Source organism: Rhodoferax koreense (assembly GCF_001955695.1).
Classification (GTDB): Bacteria; Pseudomonadota; Gammaproteobacteria; order Burkholderiales; family Burkholderiaceae_C; genus Rhodoferax_B; species Rhodoferax_B koreensis.
The window spans coordinates 2,358,776-2,377,389 of record NZ_CP019236.1; the positions used below are offsets into that span (position 1 = coordinate 2,358,776).

Sequence of the window (18,614 nt, forward strand, 5' to 3'; positions counted from 1 at the left end):
ACAGGTCTTAAACCTGTCGCCGCCAGGTTCGACCTGCGTCGAAAACGCCGCGGCGGTTACAGTGTCCGCTCCCGTTGACACGGATTTCGCCGAGGCCCCATGACCACTTCCGCGCTGCAAAAGATCGGCGACACCATCGCCGCCGAATTCTCCGATCTGCCCGACATCGAACAGGCGACACGCGTGATGCTGCGGTTGCTGCTGGCGGCGCTCTTGGGTGGGCTGCTGGGTGTCGAGCGCGAGTCGCACGGCAAGGCGGCCGGGGTGCGGACCCACATGCTGGTGGCCATGGGGTCCGCGTTGTTCGTGCTGGTTTCGCAGCAGGCCGGCATGCTGGAGGCCGACCTGAGCCGGGTGGTGCAGGGCGTGGTGGCCGGCGTGGGTTTCCTCGGGGCCGGGGCGATCCTGAAGCTCGACGGCGAGGAAAAGGTCAAGGGCCTGACGACGGCGGCCGGCATCTGGCTCACGGCCGCCATCGGTGTGGCCGCCGGCATGGGGCGAGAGGCCACGGCGGTGCTGAGCACACTGCTGGCGCTGGCGGTGTTCGCGCTGGTGCCCAAGGTCGTTGGCCTGATCGACAAGTCGGGCCGCGAAGAGGCGTGAGGGTCACGGCGAGCGCGAGGCGTGCGCGCTCGTCTTGCCCGGCGGCATGGTCTGCGGGGGCTCTCGTCAACCGGCGTTCTCATAATTACGGGTAATTACCGTCAATGCGCCTGCGTGTTTGCCGCTAAGGTGCGGTCCTCGACTTCACCAGGAAAGCCCGCAGCCCGCCATGCGTCTCGTCCAGAATTCCTTGCACCAGGAAGTTGCCAGCACCTTGCGCGAGCAGATCTTCGCCGGTGTGCTTGCACCGGGCATGTTCCTCGACGAAGTGGCGCTGTGCGCCACGCTGGAAATCTCCCGCACGCCGCTGCGCGAGGCGCTGAAGGTGCTCACGGCCGAAGGTCTGCTGCGACACGAGCCGCGCCGCGGCTGTTTCGTGAACCAGGTGACGGAGAAGGACCTCGACGACATCTTTCCGGTGATCGCACTGCTCGAGGGCCGCTGCGCCTTCGAGGCCGCGCGCAACACCAGCGACGCCGAGCTGGCCGAACTCGCCGTGCTGCACGACCGGCTGCAGGCGCATGCCAGGGCCGGCCGCATCACCGACTACTACGCCACCAACTTCGCCATCCACGAAGCCATCATCACACTGGCGGACAACCGCTGGCTGGCCCAGTCCATTGCCGACCTGCGCAAGATCCTGAAGCTCGCGCGGCTGCAGCAACTGCATGCGCCGGGCCGGTTGAAACAGAGCCTGGCCGAGCACTTGGCGGTCTTCGCGGCCCTGAAGGCGCGTGACAGCGAAGGGGCCGAGGCCGCGATGCGCACCCATCTGATGCGCCAGCGCGAAGCCTTGCGCGAACTGGCGGCTGGCCGCAAGTCGAGGCTGGCGTCATGAATACGCCGGACTGGATCACGCGGACTTTTCCGAGCGTTGCGAAGCTGCGCGCCGGCGGGGATGCCGCGCCCGGTGGCACGCCCGCCAAGGTCAAGCCGCTGCGTTCGACGCGTGAACGCCTCAACGCCACCTTGCGCCAGCCCGAGGAAGCCCTGTCGCCGCGTGTCCTGCGCCGCACGCTCGAGGCACTGCGCGCCATCGTCGATCCGCAGGTCAGCGAAGTCGAGGGTGGGCGGCGTGCGCAGGAAGTGGCGGCCTGGTATGCCAAGGCCACCGCCCCGGAGCGGCGCGACCTGTGGCTGCTGATGAGCGAGCAGTTCGTCGCCGACGCGGCCCGGGTGAAGGCCGCGCAGGCCAAGTTCGCCGCGGCGGTGGGCACGCCCGATGAGGCCGTGGCCGAAGTCAACTACCGGCGCGCCACGGTGTCGCCGCGCCGGCGCCTGCTGCAGCGCTTCAGCGTGGCGCCCGAGGGCATCCGTTTCCTGGTGGACCTGCGTGCCGAAATGTCGCCTTTCCTCAAGGCCGACAAACGCCTGCTGGCGCTCGATGTGGAGATGGAATACATGTTCTCCACCTGGTTCGACGTGGGTTTCCTCGAACTGCGCCGCATCAGCTGGGATTCGCCGGCCTCGCTCATCGAGAAGCTCATCAAGTACGAGGCGGTGCACGACATCAGGAGCTGGGCCGACATGAAGAATCGGCTCGATTCCGACCGGCGCTGCTACGGCTTCTTCCACCCGCGCCTGCCGGACGAGCCGCTGATTTTCGTGGAGGTGGCGCTGGTCGACCGCATCGCGCAGAGCATCACGCCGCTGCTGGACGAGTCGGCCGATGCGGCGGACCCGCGCAAGGCGACCACGGCGATCTTCTATTCCATCAGCAATACGCAGCAGGGGCTGCGCGGCGTGAGTTTCGGCGACTCGCTGATCAAACGAGTGGTCGAGACGCTGAAGCTGGAGTTCGCGCAATTGAAGACGTTTGCCACCCTGTCGCCGATCCCGGGCTACCGCGGCTGGCTCGGCAGGAACGGCACGGCCATGCTGGCGCGGCTGAGTCCCAAGGAGCTTGCGGAATTGGGCCGGGCCGTCGGCTTCGAGCCACCGCAGCCCGAGCACGTGCTGGCCCTGCTGGACAAGCCGCAGGCGCTGGCCGAATCCTCGCCGGTGCGCAGGTTCATGCTGCGCGCCGCCGCCCACTACCTCGGCCGTGAAATGCTGGACGGCAAGCCGCTCGACCCGGTGGCGCGCTTCCACCTGGGCAACGGCGCGCGCGTGGAGCAACTCAACTGGGCCGGCGATCTGTCGCCTAAGGGGCTGAAGCAGTCGCACGGCCTGATGGTGAATTACCTTTACGACCTCAAGCGGCTGGACAAGCACCGCGCATTGCTGGCCCAGGGCCGGATCGCGGTGTCGGGTCAGATCGAATCCTTGCTGTAGTGCCATTCCCAACGCCCGAACGCAGCGCGGGCAATCACAAAAAATCAGACCGGAGACAAACCATGAGCCACCTGATCGCAACCCCGTTCAACCGCCGTCGCCTGTTGCGGCTGGCCGCCGCCGGCGCCGGCCTCGCATCCCCCTGGCTGCACGCCCAGACGGCCTGGCCGAGCAAGCCGGTGACCCTGATCGTGCCGTTCCCCGCCGGCGGCGGCACCGATGCCTTCGCGCGTCCGCTGGCGGCGCAGTTCGCGCGGCTCACCAACCGGCAACTGATCATCGAAAACCGGGGCGGGGCCGGCGGCACGCTGGGCGCGGGCATCGCCGCGCGCGCCCAGCCCGATGGCTACACCTTCTTCATGGGCGCGGTGCACCACGCGATCGCGCCGGCCATGTATGCCAAGCTGGACTACGACATCGAGCGCGACCTCGTGCCACTGGCCATGCTGGCCAACGTGCCGCAGGTGCTGGTGGTCAATCCGAAGAACGTGGCCACGCCCGACATGGCGTCCTTTCTGGCCCTGGTGCGCAAGAACCCCGGCAAGCTGAACTACGGCTCGGCCGGCACCGGCACCTCGCATCATCTCGCGGGCGAACTGTTCAAGCTTCAGACCAACACCTTCATCACCCATATCCCTTACACCGGCGCCGGCCCGGCGCTGCGCGACCTGGTGGGCGGCCAGGTCGACATGATGTTCGACGGCCTGGGCTCGTCGGCCACCCACATCAAGAGCGGCCGCGTGAAGGCGCTGATGGTCTCCGGCCCCAAGCGCAACCCCGCGTTCCCCGACGTGCCATGTGCGGCGGAAGTGGGCCTGCCCGACTACACCGTCACCACCTGGTACGGTCTGTGGGCGCCCAAGGGCACTCCCGTGGAGGTGCAGGGCCGCATGGTGGAAGAGGTCAAGCGTGCGGGCGCGACCGAGGAGCTGAAGACCATCTGGGCCGCCAACGGCGCGGATTTCCCCAGCCTCACGTCGGCCCAGTTCGGCACCTTCGTGAGCGCGGAGGTGAAACGCTGGGCCACCGTGGTCAAGGCTTCGGGCGCGAAGCTAGACTGAGCACCAGAATCCATCCTGCCTTCACCATGAATCCTTCCAACGCAAACCTCTTCGCCGCCCTGCGCGCCGCGTTCCCGCAAGATATCGACTCCGTGGCCGTCGAGACCGACCTCGGCCTGCGCTACACCTGGCGCGACATCGACCGCGCCACGGCGATGATGGCCAACTTGCTCGGCTCCCTGGGCCTGCCCGCCGGTGCCCGCATCGCGGTCCAGGTGGAGAAGTCGGTCGAGGCCATGGTGCTTTACCTGGCCACGCTGCGCGCCGGCTACGTGTTCCTGCCGCTGAACACCGCCTACCAGAGCAGCGAGATCGCCTACTTCATCGGCAATGCCGAGCCCTCAGTGGTCGTGTGCACCGGCAAGAACTTCGGCTGGGTCAGCAAGATCGCGTTCACGGCCGGCACCAGCCACGTCTTCACGCTGAACGACGACGTGACCGGATCGCTGCTCGAACGCGCCGCCCACCACAGCGACCAGCACGCGGTGGCCGAGCGCGGGCCCGACGACCTGGCTGCCATCCTCTACACCAGCGGCACCACCGGCCGCAGCAAGGGCGCGATGCTGTCGCATCGCAACCTGCTGAGCAACGCGCAGACGCTGAAGGGCTACTGGGACTGGCAGCCCGGCGACGTGCTGATCCATGCGCTGCCCATCTTCCATGTCCACGGGCTCTTTGTGGCCATCCATGGCGCGCTGCTCAACGGCAGCAAGATGATCTGGCTCGGCCGCTTCGACCCGAAGCTCGTGGTGCAGAAGCTGCCCGAAGCCACGGTGTTCATGGGTGTGCCGACGCTGTACGTGCGGCTTTTGCAGGAGGCCGGGCTGACGCGCGAAGCCGCGCGCCACATGCGCCTTTTCGTCGCCGGCTCCGCACCGCTGCTGATCGAAACCTTCCGGGCCTGGCAGGAACGCACCGGCCATACCATTCTCGAGCGCTACGGCATGAGCGAGACGGCGATGCTGACCTCCAATCCGTGCCGTGCCGAAGACGGCGAGCGGCGCGGCGGCACGGTGGGTTTTGCGTTGCCGGGGGTCGAGCTGCGTGTGGTGGACGACGCCGGCCAGCCCGTGGCGCAGGGCGAGATCGGCGGCATCCAGGTCCGGGGGCCGAACGTGTTCCACGGCTATTGGCGCATGCCGGAGAAGACGGCCGAGGAGTTCACCGCCGACGGCTTCTTCAAGACCGGCGACGTGGGCCGCATCGACGGCGACGGCTACGTCACCATCGTGGGTCGCAGCAAGGACTTGATCATCAGCGGCGGCTACAACGTCTATCCGGCCGAGATCGAGGGCCGCATCAACGAACTGCCTGGCGTGGCCGAGAGCGCCGTGGTCGGTGTGCCGCACCCCGATTTCGGCGAGGTGGGCGTGGCGGTGGTGATCGCCCGCGCCGGTGCCCGGCTGCTGCCGGAGGACATCCTGGCCGCGCTCAAGGCCGACATGGCCAACTTCAAACTGCCCAAGCGCTGCTTCGTGGTCGACGAGTTGCCGCGCAACGCCATGGGCAAGGTTCAGAAAAACCTGCTGCGCGAAAAATACAAGGCCTTGTTCGCCTGAGCGCTCAGCGCAGCACCAGCACGGGAATGTGCGAGTGCGTCAGCACCTGCTGCGTCTCGCTGCCCAGCAACAGGCGCTTGAGGCCGTTGCGTCCATGCGAGGCCATGACGATCAGGTCGCAGCCGTGCTTCGTGGCGGTGGCGATCACGGTTTCCGAGACCAGGTCGGATGTGGCGGTTTCCGGGCGGACCTTCACGCCCATCGCCTCGCCGGCCACCTGAACGGCCTGCACCACCTTCGCCGCGGCTTCGCGCCACTGGCGTTCGATATCGCCCACGGCTTTCAGGTCGATCGGCGCCGAGCCTTCGAAATAGCTCTGCGGGTAATGGGGCACCACCTTCAGCGCCACCACCTCGGCATTGAGCTGGGAGGCCAGCGTCAGCGCGTTGTCCACCGCCTTCTGGGAAAGCTCGGAGCCATCGGTGGCGACCAGGATGCGTTTGTACATGATCCATCTCCTTTGAAATTCTTCGATTGAAGGCCCAGCATAGGCGAGGGCATACACCCGTGGGTTGATAAGTGTCAAGCGTCTACCGCTTGCCAGGCCGGTTCGCGCCGCGACTTCGCAAAAATGCGTGCCCGACTGTCGTGGATATGACGAACGGAGTAACAATGTGTCACTCTCCCGCGTCATAATGTTTCGATGTTTTGTGCGCACAAATTGTTTTAGCTCTATGCAAGATAACCAGTCGATGTGGATTGATGTCGCGCAGCTGCGTCGCGGCCTGTTCGTACAACTCGATCTCGGCTGGATGGACCACCCCTTTCCCAAGGGCAGTTTCCGCATCGTCTCCGAAGAGCAGATCAATACCATCCGCTCGCTCGGCCTGAGCCAGGTGCGTTATTTTCCCGCTCAGAGCGACGCGGCAGCGGTGACGCCCCACGAAGCCTTCCAAGTCGGTGACGCACCGGCCGGCCTGTCTCCAGCCGTTACGTCGGAGGCTGTGGCGGATGAACTGGCGCCAGTGGCCACGGCCGCGGCGCCCCTGGACGAAGTCGCGCAGGCGCGCGCCCAGCGCCGCGAGAAGCTCAACGCCCAGCAACGCAGCCTGCAGGTCTGCGAGCGTCGGTTCACCGAGGCCATGCGCCAGTTCCGCCGCATCGCCGAACAGGCCGGCAGCAAGCCGGCGGCCGCGCGCGAACAGAGCCAGGCGCTGGTGGGCGGCTGTGTCAACGACATCCTGGGCGACGGCGAATCGGCCATCCGGCTGCTGTCAGAGACCATGGGCGACCGCAGTGCAGAGCACCCGGTCAATGTGATGGTGATCTCGCTCCTGCTCGGCAAGGCGCTCGGCCTGCCCACGGGCGAACTGCATGCGCTGGGCGTGGCGGCGCTGGTGCACGACCTCGGCAAGAGCCAGTTGCCCGAGCGCATGCGGTATGCCGATCCCGGCTTTTCGGACTCCGAGTTGCAGTTCTACCGCGAACACGTGCAGCACAGCCTGCAGATCGGCCAGCGCATGGATTTGCCGCCCGATGTGCTCTCTGCGATCGCCCAGCACCACGAGATGGTCGATGGTTCGGGTTTCCCGGCGCAGTTGCGCGGCGACCGGATGCTTGCCGCGAGCAAGATCCTGGCGCTGGTCAACCACTACGACAACCTGTGCAACCCGGCCCGGCTGGTGAACGCACTCACGCCGCACGAGGCGCTGTCGCTGATCTTCGCGCAGATGAAGCCGCGCTTCGACAGTCTCACGCTGGGCGCGTTCATCCGCATGATGGGGGTGTACCCCCCGGGCTCGGTGGTGCAGCTGGCGAACGACGGTTTTGCGATCGTGGTCTCGGTGAACTCGGCGCGGCCACTCAAGCCGCGGGTCATCGTGCACGACGTGAGCGTGCCGCGCGAGGAGGCGCTGATCGTCGACCTCGAGGACGCGCCGGCCCTGGGCATCCGGCGCAGCATGAAGCCTTCGCAACTGCCGCGTGCCGCGCTCGACTACCTCTCGCCGCGGCCGCGCGTCTGTTATTACTACGAACGGGCAGCTGGCGCCGACCGGTCCGGGCAGCACACGTGATGCGGGCCGCGCTGGGGCCGTGGATCGAGTGTGTCCTCGATGCGGTCTGGATCGTCGAGCGGAGCACGCTCAATATCGTCGCCGTGAACGAAGCCGCGGTGCAACTCCTCGGCCTGGCCCGGCAGGAGCTGATCGGCCGGCGTGTCACCGACCTCACCGCGTCGCCGGAAGACATCTTCTTCTGGGAGGACGTCGCGGCCGGCCACGACCAGACGATTCATTCCGAGACCCGCATGCCCTGCGGCGACGGCCAGACGCTGCAGGTCGAGCGGCGCATCAGCCCCCTGCAGCTCGGCGCGGAGGCCGACGGGGAGGGGCAGGTCTTCATGGTCTGCATGCGCGACCGCAGCCAGCAGCGCCACATGGAGGACGAACTCGAACTGGTGCTCGCCGAGATGCAGGCCACGCTGGAGGCCACGGCCGACGGCATCCTGGTGTGCAACCTCGACGGCGGCATCGCCGCGTGCAACCGCCGCTTCGCTGAACTATGGGACGTGCCGGAGGCCATGCTGGTGCGCCGCGACGACGAAGCGCTGCACGGCCACATGGCCTCGCTGATGCTCGATCCCGAGGGCTACAGCCGGCGGCTGGCGCAGATCGCGGTCAACCCGCTGGGCGAAAGCACCGACGTGCTGATCTTGCGCACCGGCCGGCTGATCGAGCGCATGACGCTGCCGCAGCACAGCCAGGGCCGTTCCATCGGCCGCGTGTATTCGTTTCGCGACATCACGCAGCGCGTCGAGGCGGAGTCGGGCCTGCGGCTGGCCGCCAAGGTGTTCGAGTCGAGCCTGGACGCCATCTTCATCGCCGGCCCCGACCACCGCATCGTCGCCGTCAACCCGGGCTGCGTGCGGCTCACGCGCTACACGCAGGAGCAGTTGCTCGGCCGTCTGGCGCCCGAACTGTTCTGCGACGCGGAAGAGGCCGGGCTGTTCGAACGCGTGCAGGGCCGCTGGAGCCGTGAGGGCTACTGGGACGGCGAGGCGCTGCACGCGCGTGGCGATGCCAGCCTGTGCCCGGTACAGCTGTCCTGGGTGGTGCTGCGCGACGAACAGGGTGAAGTGCGCCAGAGCATCGGCTTCTTCAAGGACCTAACCGAAAGCAAGGCTGCGCAGCGCCGCATCGAACAGCTGGCCTACACCGATCTGCTGACCGGGCTGCCGAACCGGCTGCTGCTGGGGCAGCGCGTGGACTTCGCACTGCGCCAGGCCGAACGCGACGGTGGCGAGTTCGCCGTGCTGTTCATGGACCTGGACCGCTTCAAGAACATCAACGATTCGCTCGGCCACGTGTTCGGCGACCGTGTCTTGGTGGAAGTGGCCGGGCGCATCGCCGCCTGCCTGCGCCAGGTCGACACCCTGTGCCGGCTCGGCGGCGACGAATTCGTGGCCTACCTGCACCAGGCCGACGTGGCCGCGGCGGAAACCGTGGCGCGCCGGATCCTGGAAAGCCTGGCCCAGCCCTTCCTGGTCGAGGAGATGCATTTCTCGGTGAGCAGCAGCATTGGGGTGGCCATGTTCCCGAATGACGGCGTGACGCTCGACGAACTCATCAAATGCGCCGACACCGCCATGTACCGCGTGAAGGAACGCGGCCGCGCCAATTTCCGCTTCTACCAGCGGCAGATGAACGTGGAGATGCTGTCGCGCATGAAGATGGACCACGCCATGCGCCTGGCGATGGACAACGGCCTGTTCCGCCTGCATTACCAGCCGCAGGTGAGCCTGAGCACCGGCCAAGTGGTGGGCGTGGAGGCGCTGATCCGCTGGCTCGACCCCGACCTGGGCCATGTGTCGCCGGCGGACTTCATCCCGCTGGCCGAGGACACCGGCTACATCGTCACCATCGGGGCCTGGGTGCTCGGCGAAGCCGTGCGCCAGGCGGCGGTCTGGCAACGCATGGGCTGGCCGACGGCGGTGTCGGTGAACGTGTCGGCGCTGCAGTTCCAGCAGGGCGACTTCGTGGAGCGCGTGGCGGCGGTGCTGGAAAGCGAGGGGCTGGCGCCCGCGTTGCTGGAGCTCGAACTGACCGAATCGATCCTGGTGAAGGACGCGGCCGAGGCGCTGGCCCGGCTCGAGGCGCTGGCCGCGCTCGGCGTGACGCTGTCCATCGACGATTTCGGAACCGGCTACTCCAGCCTGGCCTACCTGAAGAAGTTCCCGATCCACAAGCTCAAGATCGACCGTTCCTTCATCAGCGGCCTGCCCGAGGACGAGAACGACCACGCCATCGTCAGCGCCATCATCCAGCTCGGCCGGGCCATGAAGCTGACCATCATCGCCGAGGGGGTGGAAACCATTCCCCAGCGTGCCATGCTGCAACACCTGCAGTGCGACCAGTACCAGGGCTACCTGTGCGCCCCCGGCATGCCGGCCGACGAACTCGAGCGCACCATCGAGGCTGTGCGCGAGAAGGCCGCACTCAGCGCGGCCTGAGCTTCAGCGGGTCGTCAGCCCTTTCCAGAGCATGTAGGCCGCCAGCAGGTAGAGGATGCTGGCGAACACGCGCTTGAGCTTCTTCACTGGCAGCCCGTGCGCGGCCCTGGCGCCGAGCGGGGCGGTGAAGACGCTGCACAGCGCGATCACGCCCAGCGCGGGCAGCCACACATAGCCCAGCGAGCCCGCGGGCAGACCCGCCACGCGGGTGCCGCTGGCCACGTAGCCGACCACGTTGGCCACGGCGATCGGGAAGCCGAGTGCCGCACTCGTGGCCACCGCGTTGTGCATCGCGACGTTGCACCAGGTCATGAACGGCACGCTGATGAAGCCGCCGCCCGCTCCGACCAGGCCGGACAGGAAGCCGATGAAGCCGCCGGCCGCGAGCTGGCCCGCCGTGCCCGGCATCTGCCGCGTCGGGGCGGGCTTCTTGTCGAGGAACATCTGCGTGGCCGAGAAGCCGACGAACAGCCCGAAGAAGATCGCCAGCGACGAACCCTTGAGCAGCGCGAAAACACCCAGGCTGCCCAGCATGCTGCCGAGCACGATGCCCGGCGCCAGCCGGCGCACGATGTCCCAGCGCACCGCACCGCGCCGGTGGTGCGCACGCACGCTGGCGATGGAGGTGAACATGATGGTGGCCATGGAGGTGGCGATGGCCATCTTGACGGCCAGGTCAGGCGCCACGCCGCGTGCCGACATCAGGTAGGTGATGAACGGCACCATCAGCATGCCGCCACCGATGCCGAGCAGGCCGGCGAGGAAGCCGGAGCCCAGGCCCAGCAGCGCGAGTTCGAAAACCAGGGTCGGGTCCAGGCTCATCTTGTCGTTGTTGTCGAGTCGGCGATGCCACCCGGACGGCTTGCTGGATGGCGCCTGGGCGAAGGAAATAGGTGTCTGCGAATGATCCACCGGACCGGCATCCTGAACCGGGGTTCAGGTGGGCTAGGTCAACCTGACGTTGGGTTCATCTGACGCGAGATGATCACGCTCACCAGGGGATGTTCCAAGCCCGGGCTCAATGAGCATTGGTTCAAGGAAATATAAAGCCCGACGGGTTCGCAGACGCCTCGATTGTAGGCCCATGCGCGGGCCGCGCGGGAAATTTACCGGGGTTTACGCCTGTGCCGCGTGCGGGCATGCGCAGACCCGTTTGACAGCTTCAGATGAGCCGGCCGTCGTCGCCGAGCGCCTCGTCGAGTCGCGCCAGCAGCGAGCCCAGCTGCGTGTCGCTGCCTTCTGGCAGAGGCGACGCGGCGACCGCCGGTGCCGGCGCCGCCACGGTGGGCGCGGGTGCGCGATCGGACAGGTCGAACGCCAGGTTCAGCGCCGCCAGCACGGCGATGCGGTCGCGCGCCTTGACCTTGCCGGCATCACGGATCGCGCACATGGCGGCGTCCACCTTGGCGACGGCCGCCTGCAGCCGTTCGGCACCATCCTCGGGGCAGCCCAGGCGGTAGCTCTGGCCCATGATCTGAACTTCGAGCTGGTTCATCGTGAAGTGTCCTGGCGCGGTGCCGGACGCACCACCGGCGGTGCGGTGACCTCGGGCAGGCGCTCGAGCAATGCGTCGATGCGCGCACGCGCGGCACCGAGGCGGGATTTGAGGGAGTCGCGTTCATGGACCAGCAGCGCCACCTGTTCGGACAACAAGGCATTCGTGCGCTGCAGCTCGTGGTAGCGCACCAGGAGGCGTTCGGTGCGCTCGGCGATCTGTTCGATTTGGGTGGGTTGGGCCATACAGAACAACATTGTAGGTTCCCCACTGGCTTGCGACGGTCGACAGGCTCTAAAATCGGCTCTGTTGGTGCTCGCGGACTGGTTCACAGGCCGCAGTTCAACGGGAAGCAGGAGGGCGTCGCCAGACGCCTGGCCTGCGCTGCCCCCGCAACGGTCAAACGGACGAGTCGTTTTCCGGACATTTTCCGGCCACGGCTCCGCTGCCATCAATCAGCCACTGGGTGTGCTTCGAACACGCACCTGGGAAGGCGATGGGAGTCTTCCGTCAGCCCGGATACCGGCCAACAAGGTGGCCGCGCCGTTCCGATCCGTCGGGCAGTGCGGCCGTTACGCCCAAGCACTGGCGGGGAAGCCGGTGCGGGTATTGTTTGTACGACGCATCTCATGAAAAACTGTGTTTCCGCCTGGCGCCTGGCTGCCCTGCCTGTGGCCCTGGCCGCTGCTTTCACTTCGCTCGCTTCCGCCCAATCGCTGAAAGAAACCGTGGTCACCGCCACGCGCACCGAGCAGAACCTGGTCGACCTGGTGGCCGACGTCTCCATCGTCGACCGCGACACCATCGAAAAGAGCGGCGCCGTCGGCGTGGCCGACGTGCTGGCGCGCCTGCCCGGTGTCGAGATCACGCGCAACGGCGGCCCCGGCAATGCCACCAGTGTGTTCCTGCGCGGTGCCGAATCGCGTTTCACCGCGGTCTACATCGACGGCATCCGCATCGATTCGCAGGCCACCGGTGGCGCGCCCTGGGAGCAGATTCCTTTGTCGCGAATCGAACGCATCGAAGTGCTGCGCGGCCCGGCCGCGGCGGTCTACGGCTCCGACGCCATCGGCGGCGTGATCCAGCTGTTCACCAGGAAGGGCGAGGGCAAGCCCGCGCCGACGGTGGGCCTCGGTCTCGGCAGCCGCGGCACGCGCACGGCGGAGGCCGGCATCAGCGGCGGCTTCGCCACGAGCGGCGAGGGCAGCCCGGTGATCGACTACGCGCTCGGCATCTCGCACGAGCGCAGCGACGGTTTCAACGCCCGCCCGATCGCCACCGCCAACCCCGACGACGACGGCTACAGCCGCACCTCGGGCAACGCGCGGGTCGGCCTGCAGATCGACGCGCGCCAGCGCATCGAAGGCACCTGGCTGGCCAGCAACCTGAATTCGCAATACGACGGCAGCCTCACGGCGGACGACCGCAACCACAACCAGCTGCGCACGGCCGGGGCGGCCTGGCTGTCGAAATGGACCGACCGCTATGCGACGCGCGTGCAGTTGAGCGAATCCACCACGCAATACAGCACCACGCCGTCGGTCTACCTCACCGAGACGCGGCTGCGCAACTTCCTGTTCCAGAACGAATACCGGCTCGGCGCCCACCTGTTCACCGCCGCGCTCGAACGCCGCGAAGACCGGCTGCAGAACCCCACCGGCACCCCGGCCATCGACGGCGAGCGCGCGCAGACCGGCCTGGCGCTGGGCTACGGCTACACCGCCGGGCCACACAGCGTACAGGCCAACCTGCGGCGCGACCACGACAGCGAATTCGGCGGCAAGACCACCGGCAGCGCGGCCTACGGTTACGCCCTCACGCCGCAGTGGCGCGCCACCGTGTCGGCAGGCAATTCCTTCCGGGCACCGACGCTCTACCAGCGCTTCAGCGAATACGGCAAGGCCAGCCTGCAGCCCGAGAGCGGCCACAACGTCGAAGCCGGCCTGCGCTGGACCGAGGGCGCCACCAGCGTCGGCATGGTGGCCTACCGCAACCGCGTGAAGAACCTCATCGTGTTCGGCGGCGCCGGTGCCTGTGCCTCGGCCTTCGGCTGCTACGACAGCGTGGGCCGCGCGGAATACAAGGGCGTGACGCTGACGGCCAACCACAGCGTGGCCGGCGTCTCACTGCGCGGCTCCATCGACGTGCAGGACCCGCGCGACCTCGACAGCGACCACCAGCTGGCGCGCCGTGCCCGCCGCCACGCCGCGTTCGGTGCCGATACCCGCGTCGCCGGTTGGACCGTCGGTGCCGAAGTCCAGCTCTCGGCGCGCCGCTTCGACAACGCGGCCAACACCGCCGTGCTCGGCGGCTACGGCGTGGCCAACCTGTATGCCGACACGCAGGTGACGCGCGACCTGACCCTGCTCGCGCGGCTCAACAACCTGGGCGACAAGAGTTACCAGACGGCGCGCACCTATGCCAACGAAGGCCGCAGTCTGTACGTGGGCCTGAAATGGGCGCCGCAGTGAGCACCGCGTTGGCGCTGAAAGGCATGCGCCATGGGTGAGGCCTTGCGCTGTCCGGCCGTGCTCGTCGCGGCGCCGGCCTCGGGCCAGGGCAAGACCACGGTCGCCTCCGCGCTGGCGCGGCTGCACACGCGGCGCGGCCTGCGCGTGGCGGTGTTCAAGTGCGGACCGGATTTTCTCGATCCTTTCTGGCTGAGCCTGGCCGCGATCAGGCCGGGCGAGGCCGCGGAACCGGTGCACCAGCTCGACCTGTGGATGACCGGCGAGGCCGACTGCGCCGCCCGGCTGCGGGCTGCGGCCCGGTCCGCCGACCTGGTCATCGTCGAAGGCGTGATGGGCCTGTTCGACGGCACGCCCAGCGCGGCCGATCTGGCGCGGCGCTTCGCACTGCCCGTGCTGGCGGTGATCGACGCCTCGGCCATGGCCGGCACCTTTGGCGCATTGGCCTTCGGCCTGCAGCATTTCCAGCCCGGCCTGCGCTGGGCCGGTGTGCTGGCCAACCGCGTGGCCGGTGCGCGCCACGCCGAGCTGCTGCAAGCCGGCCTGCGTGCGGACGCCAACTGGCTCGGCGCCTTGCTGCGCAACGGCGCGCTGAGTCTGCCCGAACGCCACCTCGGCCTGGTGGGCGCGGGCGAGCTCGCCGATGCCGCCGAGCGGCTCGACGCAGCCGCCGATGCGCTGGCCGAGACGCCGCTGGGCCGCATGACGCGTGACGACCTGCGCGCCTGGGACGTGGACCTCGGCGCGCAGGCGCTGGCGCTGGCCCCGGACACCACGCTGGCCGCGCAGCCGTTGCGTGGCCGGACCGTGGCTGTGGCGCGCGATGCGGCGTTCTGCTTCATCTACGCCGCCAACCTCGACTGCCTGCGCGCGCTCGGCGCGCGGCTGGTGTTCTTCTCGCCGCTGGCCGGCGACGGCCTGCCGCCCTGCGACGCGGTCTGGCTGCCCGGCGGCTACCCCGAACTGCACGCGCCGGCGCTGTCGGCCAACACCGCGCTGCGCGACGATCTCGCCCGGCACGTGGCACGCGGCCAGGCGGTCTGGGCCGAATGCGGCGGCATGATGGTGCTGTTCGAAACACTCCATGCGCTGGACGGCGCGAGCCATGCCATGTGGGGCCTGCTACCCGGCACCGTGCGCATGCAGGCGCGGCTGGCGGCGCTCGGGCAGCAGCAATTAGCACTGGATGGCCAGGTGCTACGCGGCCACACCTTCCACTATTCGACGAGCGAAACGCCGCTTGCCCCGATGGCACGCAGCACCCGGCCCGGCAGCGATGCGCACGGCGAAGCGGTGTATGCGACCGGCAGCCTGCGCGCGAGCTATTTCCACGCCTGGTTCCCTTCCAGCCCGCGGCTGGTGGCTCACTTTTTCGGCGCCGCCCGCGCCACAATGCGCGATGCCTGAAGCACAGTCCATGCGCTGCGAACTGATCCTCGGCGGCCAGAAAAGCGGCAAGTCGCGGCGCGCCGAGGAGACGGCACGCCAGTGGCTCGCAGCCGCGCCGGGCCACCGTGCGGTGCTGGTCGCCACGGCGCAGGCCTGGGACGCGGAGATGGCCGAACGCATCGCGCGCCACCGGGTCGACCGGGCCGCGCGCGCGCCGGGGCTGGCCACGTTGGAAGAACCGCTCGCCTTGGCCCACGCGATCACGCGCCTGAGCCGACCGGACACGCTGGTGGTCGTCGATTGCCTGAGCCTGTGGCTGACCAACCTGCTGATGCCGGCGGACCCCGGCGCGGCCATCGGCGACGCGGGCCGCGAATCCGCGCAGCTGGCCGATGCCGTGCGGGCCGCACCGGGCCCGCTGGTGCTGGTGAGCAACGAGATCGGTCTGGGTGTGATCCCCATGGGCCGCGAAGTGCGCGCCTTCGTCGACGCGCTCGGGCAGCTCAACCAGGCCATGGCCCGGGCCTGCGACCACGTGACCCTGATGGCCGCGGGCCTGCCGCTGGCGCTCAAGGGCGGCACGCCATGATGCGGCGCTTCGGCTGGGTGCCGTGGCTGTGGCTGGCCGCCACGGCCATGCTCGCCACCATGGCGCATGCCATCGACATCACCGACGCGCGCGGTCGCCAGGTGCATTTCGCGCAATCGCCGCAACGCATCGTGAGCCTGCTGCCTTCGCTCACCGAAAGCGTCTGCGGCCTGAACCAGTGCCAACGCCTCGTCGGCGTGGACCGTTATTCGAACTTTCCCGCCAGCGTGCGCAGCCTGCCGCAGGTGGGCGGCGGCATCGATCCGGGCATCGAGGCCATCGTCGCCCTCAAGCCGGACGTGGTGCTGCTGGCCACGTCCTCACGGGCCAGCGACCGGCTCGAGGCGCTGGGCCTGAAGGTGCTTGCGCTCGAACCCAAAAGCCACGCCGACGTGCGGCGCGTGCTCGAAACCCTGGGCCGCCTGCTCGAGGTGTCCGACGCGGATGGTGCGGACCGCCTGTGGCGCGTGATCGACGCCAGCGTGCAGGCCGCCGCGCAGTCGCTGCCGCCACGTGCGCGCGGCGTGCGTGTGTATTTCGAGGTGAGCCGCGGGCCGTATGCGGCGGGCTCGACCTCGTTCATCGGCGAGACGCTGGCCCGGCTCGGCGCGCGCAACGTGATTCCGCCCGCGCTCGGGCCGTTTCCGCGGCTCAATCCCGAATACGTGATGCGCGCCGACCCGGACCTGATCATGATCGGCAACCGCAGCATGCAGGCCATGCCGCCGTACCCTGGCTGGGCCAGCATGCGCGCGATCCGCGGCCAGCACATCTGCGTGTTCAACAACGAAGAGGCCGACGTCCTCGTGCGCCCAGGCCCGCGCATGGCCGAGGCCGCCCGCATCATGGCGCGGTGCCTGGCGGAGAAGTCGCCTTGAACATGGTCGCGGCACGCCTGGTCCATCCGTCACAGACGCGCCGCGCGCTCGGCCTCGGTGCCGGCCTGGGCATGCTCGCGCTGGTCCTGCTGCTGCTCGGCATCACCATCGGCAGCACCGGCCTGGACAGCCTGGCGGCGATGCGGCAGGACCCGGTGGCCTGGCAGATCGTCTGGGACATCCGGCTGCCGCGCACCGCTGGCGCGTGGGTCACCGGTGCGCTGCTCGGTCTGGCCGGCGCGGTGGCGCAGGGCCTGTTCCGCAATCCACTGGCCGACCCCTACCTGCTCGGCAGCGGCTCGGGCGCGTCGCTCGGCGCGGCGCTGGCCTTGCTGATGATGGGCCGGCCGCAGGCCATGGCCATGTCGGGAAGCTGGTGGCTGCAGCTCGGCATCACCGGGGCGGCCTTCGTCGGCGCGGTGCTGGCGGTGATGCTCACGCTGACCCTGGCACGCGGCGCGCAGCACACGTTGCGGCTGCTGCTGGGTGGCGTGATCGTCGGCGTGGTGCTCGGCGCGGCCAAGGACCTGGTCACCGTGGCCGCGCCCGGCATCCTCGAATCCATGCAGGGCTTCACGTTGGGCAGCACGAGTTTCCTCGGCTGGCAGGCGGTGGCGTTGATGGCGGCCGTCTTGCTGATCTGCCTGGTCGCTGCCTTCCTGCTCGCGCCGGTGCTCGACGGGCTCACGCTCGGCGAGTCGACCGCGGCCAGCCTGGGCCTGATGCTGCCCGGCCTGCGCGCGGCGCTGGTGGCGGTGCTGGCGCTGGCCACGGCCACGGCGGTGGCGCACGCCGGCCTGATCGCCTTCGTCGGCCTGGCCGCGCCGCACCTGGTGCGGCCGCTGGTGCGCGCCAGGCACGGCGCGCTGCTGCTGCTGTCGGCAGCCATGGGCGGCGCACTGCTGATGCTGGCCGATCTGCTGGCGCGCTGGCTGCTGGCGCCGCAGGAGCTGCCGGTGGGCGTGCTCACCGCGCTGATCGGCGGCGGCTACCTGCTCTGGCTGATGCACCGGCGTGGCCTGGTCGGGGGCACGCGATGAAGATCGCACTGCAGGCGCGGGGCCTGACCGCGCGGCTGGGCCAGGCCGAGGTGCTGCACGGCATCGACCTGGCGCTGCCGCGCGGCCGCTGGACCAGCGTGGTCGGCCCGAACGGCGCGGGCAAGTCGACGCTGCTCAAGGCGTTGGCGGGCCTGCTGCCCCGGGACCACCATGGCGGCAGCGTGCATCTGCTGGGCCAGTCTCTCGCCGATCTGCCTGCGCGCCAGCGCGCCCGGCAGATGGCCTGGCTCGGCCAGAACGAAGGCTCGGCCGAAGACCTGAGTGTGTACGACGTCGCCATGCTCGGCCGCTTGCCGCACCAGGCCTGGCTGGCCGCACCGAATGCGGCCGACCATGCCGCAGTGCAGCAGGCGCTGCGCGACACGCAGGCCTGGGCATGGCGCGATCGTGTGTTGGGCCAGCTGTCGGGCGGCGAACGCCAGCGCGTGCTGCTGGCCCGCGTGCTGGCCGTGCAGGCCCCGGTGCTGCTGATGGACGAGCCGCTGGCCAACCTCGATCCACCGCACCAGGCCGACTGGTTGGAACTCGTGCGCCGGCTGGTGGCCGGCGGCACCACCGTGGTTAGCGTGCTGCACGAGATCTCGGTGGCGCTGCACGCCGACGAACTGGTGGTGATGGCCGGTGGCCGCATCACGCACCAGGGCCTGTGCGGCGACGCGGCCACCCATCGCGCGCTCGAGGCGGTGTTCGACCAGCGCATCCGGGTACACCGCGTGCAGGACCAGTGGCTGGCCTTGCCGCACCTCGTTTCGCCCATGTCCCCTCTTTCCTCTCCTACCTGAAATCC

Annotated in this window: 17 protein-coding genes and 1 riboswitch; of the genes, 13 read left to right on the plus strand and 4 right to left on the minus strand. The window is 68.8% G+C overall.

Going from position 1 to position 18,614, the window contains the following annotated elements; all coding sequences use genetic code 11:
- Positions 1–99 precede the first annotated feature (99 nt).
- The 5 genes from RD110_RS11170 to RD110_RS11190 all read left to right on the plus strand — a co-directional run bounded on the left by RD110_RS11170 (position 100) and on the right by RD110_RS11190 (position 5,497).
- On the plus strand, positions 100–603 hold the full coding sequence (locus tag RD110_RS11170) for an MgtC/SapB family protein (RefSeq protein ID WP_076199459.1): 504 nt from the start codon (positions 100–102) through the stop codon (positions 601–603).
- 169 nt (positions 604–772) lie between these two features.
- On the plus strand, positions 773–1,441 hold the full coding sequence (locus RD110_RS11175; RefSeq protein ID WP_076199461.1) for a GntR family transcriptional regulator: 669 nt from the start codon (positions 773–775) through the stop codon (positions 1,439–1,441).
- A complete protein-coding gene (locus RD110_RS11180; protein ID WP_076199463.1) occupies positions 1,438–2,877 on the plus strand; it encodes a malonyl-CoA decarboxylase domain-containing protein in 1,440 nt (479 codons plus the stop codon). The genes RD110_RS11175 and RD110_RS11180 overlap by 4 nt, the downstream gene beginning before the upstream one ends.
- Before the next feature lie 62 nt (positions 2,878–2,939).
- Positions 2,940–3,938, plus strand: coding sequence for a Bug family tripartite tricarboxylate transporter substrate binding protein (locus tag RD110_RS11185; protein ID WP_076199465.1), 999 nt, complete (start codon positions 2,940–2,942; stop codon positions 3,936–3,938).
- A 26-nt stretch (positions 3,939–3,964) separates the two neighbouring features.
- The gene (locus tag RD110_RS11190; protein WP_076199467.1) at positions 3,965–5,497 is read left to right on the plus strand and encodes a malonate--CoA ligase; all 1,533 of its coding nucleotides are present in this window, start codon (positions 3,965–3,967) and stop codon (positions 5,495–5,497) included.
- A 4-nt stretch (positions 5,498–5,501) separates the two neighbouring features.
- Here the strand turns inward: RD110_RS11190 and RD110_RS11195 are convergent, their stop codons facing one another.
- Complete coding sequence (locus tag RD110_RS11195) at positions 5,502–5,945, minus strand: universal stress protein (RefSeq protein WP_076199469.1); 444 nt, start codon at positions 5,943–5,945, stop codon at positions 5,502–5,504.
- Positions 5,946–6,189: 244 nt separating this feature from the next.
- Between RD110_RS11195 and RD110_RS11200 the strand changes: the two genes are divergently transcribed.
- Both RD110_RS11200 and RD110_RS11205 read left to right on the plus strand, forming a co-directional pair.
- On the plus strand, positions 6,190–7,512 hold the full coding sequence (locus tag RD110_RS11200) for a cyclic di-GMP phosphodiesterase (protein ID WP_239467218.1): 1,323 nt from the start codon (positions 6,190–6,192) through the stop codon (positions 7,510–7,512).
- Entirely contained in the window at positions 7,512–9,947 is a 2,436-nt protein-coding gene (locus tag RD110_RS11205) for a sensor domain-containing protein (protein WP_076199473.1), read from the plus strand. The genes RD110_RS11200 and RD110_RS11205 overlap by 1 nt, the downstream gene beginning before the upstream one ends.
- A 3-nt stretch (positions 9,948–9,950) precedes the next feature.
- Here RD110_RS11205 and RD110_RS11210 read toward each other — a convergent pair whose 3' ends face one another.
- The 3 genes from RD110_RS11210 to RD110_RS11220 all read right to left on the minus strand — a co-directional run bounded on the left by RD110_RS11210 (position 9,951) and on the right by RD110_RS11220 (position 11,687).
- Positions 9,951–10,769 (minus strand): sulfite exporter TauE/SafE family protein, encoded by an 819-nt coding sequence (locus RD110_RS11210; protein ID WP_076199475.1) that lies wholly within the window; start codon positions 10,767–10,769, stop codon positions 9,951–9,953.
- 340 nt (positions 10,770–11,109) lie between these two features.
- Complete coding sequence (locus tag RD110_RS11215; RefSeq protein ID WP_076199477.1) at positions 11,110–11,442, minus strand: cell division protein ZapA; 333 nt, start codon at positions 11,440–11,442, stop codon at positions 11,110–11,112.
- On the minus strand, positions 11,439–11,687 hold the full coding sequence (locus tag RD110_RS11220; RefSeq protein ID WP_076199479.1) for a DUF904 domain-containing protein: 249 nt from the start codon (positions 11,685–11,687) through the stop codon (positions 11,439–11,441). The genes RD110_RS11215 and RD110_RS11220 overlap by 4 nt, the downstream gene beginning before the upstream one ends.
- A gap of 48 nt (positions 11,688–11,735) precedes the next feature.
- Positions 11,736–11,987: riboswitch (cobalamin riboswitch) on the plus strand.
- A gap of 84 nt (positions 11,988–12,071) precedes the next feature.
- Between RD110_RS11220 and RD110_RS11225 the strand changes: the two genes are divergently transcribed.
- Genes RD110_RS11225 through RD110_RS11250 form a run of 6 tightly spaced genes read left to right on the plus strand, consistent with a single transcriptional unit; the run spans position 12,072 to position 18,609 of the window.
- The gene (locus tag RD110_RS11225; protein WP_076199481.1) at positions 12,072–13,913 is read left to right on the plus strand and encodes a TonB-dependent receptor domain-containing protein; all 1,842 of its coding nucleotides are present in this window, start codon (positions 12,072–12,074) and stop codon (positions 13,911–13,913) included.
- Positions 13,914–13,943: 30 nt separating this feature from the next.
- Entirely contained in the window at positions 13,944–15,317 is a 1,374-nt protein-coding gene (locus tag RD110_RS11230) for a cobyrinic acid a,c-diamide synthase CobB (RefSeq protein WP_076199483.1), read from the plus strand.
- Positions 15,310–15,888: a bifunctional adenosylcobinamide kinase/adenosylcobinamide-phosphate guanylyltransferase gene (locus tag RD110_RS11235; RefSeq protein WP_076199485.1), complete on the plus strand. Its 579-nt coding sequence runs from the start codon at positions 15,310–15,312 to the stop codon at positions 15,886–15,888. Before RD110_RS11230 ends, RD110_RS11235 begins: the two co-directional genes overlap by 8 nt.
- A gap of 47 nt (positions 15,889–15,935) precedes the next feature.
- Positions 15,936–16,766, plus strand: coding sequence for an ABC transporter substrate-binding protein (locus tag RD110_RS11240; protein WP_076204814.1), 831 nt, complete (start codon positions 15,936–15,938; stop codon positions 16,764–16,766).
- Between the two features lie 2 nt (positions 16,767–16,768).
- The gene (locus RD110_RS11245; protein WP_076199487.1) at positions 16,769–17,806 is read left to right on the plus strand and encodes a FecCD family ABC transporter permease; all 1,038 of its coding nucleotides are present in this window, start codon (positions 16,769–16,771) and stop codon (positions 17,804–17,806) included.
- Positions 17,803–18,609, plus strand: coding sequence for an ABC transporter ATP-binding protein (locus tag RD110_RS11250; RefSeq protein WP_076199489.1), 807 nt, complete (start codon positions 17,803–17,805; stop codon positions 18,607–18,609). Before RD110_RS11245 ends, RD110_RS11250 begins: the two co-directional genes overlap by 4 nt.
- Positions 18,610–18,614: the final 5 nt, after the last annotated feature.

Excerpts from the sequence above, each read along its gene's own strand:
- RD110_RS11235 (WP_076199485.1), top strand. The coding sequence starts at position 15,310 with ATGCCTGAAGCACAGTCCATGCGCTGCGAACTGATCCTCGGCGGCCAG.
- RD110_RS11240 (WP_076204814.1), top strand. The coding sequence starts at position 15,936 with ATGCTCGCCACCATGGCGCATGCCATCGACATCACCGACGCGCGCGGT.
- RD110_RS11225 (WP_076199481.1), top strand. The coding sequence starts at position 12,072 with ATGAAAAACTGTGTTTCCGCCTGGCGCCTGGCTGCCCTGCCTGTGGCC.
- RD110_RS11250 (WP_076199489.1), top strand. The coding sequence starts at position 17,803 with ATGAAGATCGCACTGCAGGCGCGGGGCCTGACCGCGCGGCTGGGCCAG.
- RD110_RS11185 (WP_076199465.1), top strand. The coding sequence starts at position 2,940 with ATGAGCCACCTGATCGCAACCCCGTTCAACCGCCGTCGCCTGTTGCGG.
- RD110_RS11170 (WP_076199459.1), top strand. The coding sequence starts at position 100 with ATGACCACTTCCGCGCTGCAAAAGATCGGCGACACCATCGCCGCCGAA.
- RD110_RS11200 (WP_239467218.1), top strand. The coding sequence starts at position 6,190 with ATGTGGATTGATGTCGCGCAGCTGCGTCGCGGCCTGTTCGTACAACTC.
- RD110_RS11175 (WP_076199461.1), top strand. The coding sequence starts at position 773 with ATGCGTCTCGTCCAGAATTCCTTGCACCAGGAAGTTGCCAGCACCTTG.
- RD110_RS11195 (WP_076199469.1), bottom strand. The coding sequence starts at position 5,945 with ATGTACAAACGCATCCTGGTCGCCACCGATGGCTCCGAGCTTTCCCAG.
- RD110_RS11230 (WP_076199483.1), top strand. The coding sequence starts at position 13,944 with ATGGGTGAGGCCTTGCGCTGTCCGGCCGTGCTCGTCGCGGCGCCGGCC.
- RD110_RS11190 (WP_076199467.1), top strand. The coding sequence starts at position 3,965 with ATGAATCCTTCCAACGCAAACCTCTTCGCCGCCCTGCGCGCCGCGTTC.
- RD110_RS11215 (WP_076199477.1), bottom strand. The coding sequence starts at position 11,442 with ATGAACCAGCTCGAAGTTCAGATCATGGGCCAGAGCTACCGCCTGGGC.
- RD110_RS11220 (WP_076199479.1), bottom strand. The coding sequence starts at position 11,687 with ATGGCCCAACCCACCCAAATCGAACAGATCGCCGAGCGCACCGAACGC.
- RD110_RS11210 (WP_076199475.1), bottom strand. The coding sequence starts at position 10,769 with ATGAGCCTGGACCCGACCCTGGTTTTCGAACTCGCGCTGCTGGGCCTG.
- RD110_RS11205 (WP_076199473.1), top strand. The coding sequence starts at position 7,512 with ATGCGGGCCGCGCTGGGGCCGTGGATCGAGTGTGTCCTCGATGCGGTC.
- RD110_RS11245 (WP_076199487.1), top strand. The coding sequence starts at position 16,769 with ATGGTCGCGGCACGCCTGGTCCATCCGTCACAGACGCGCCGCGCGCTC.
- RD110_RS11180 (WP_076199463.1), top strand. The coding sequence starts at position 1,438 with ATGAATACGCCGGACTGGATCACGCGGACTTTTCCGAGCGTTGCGAAG.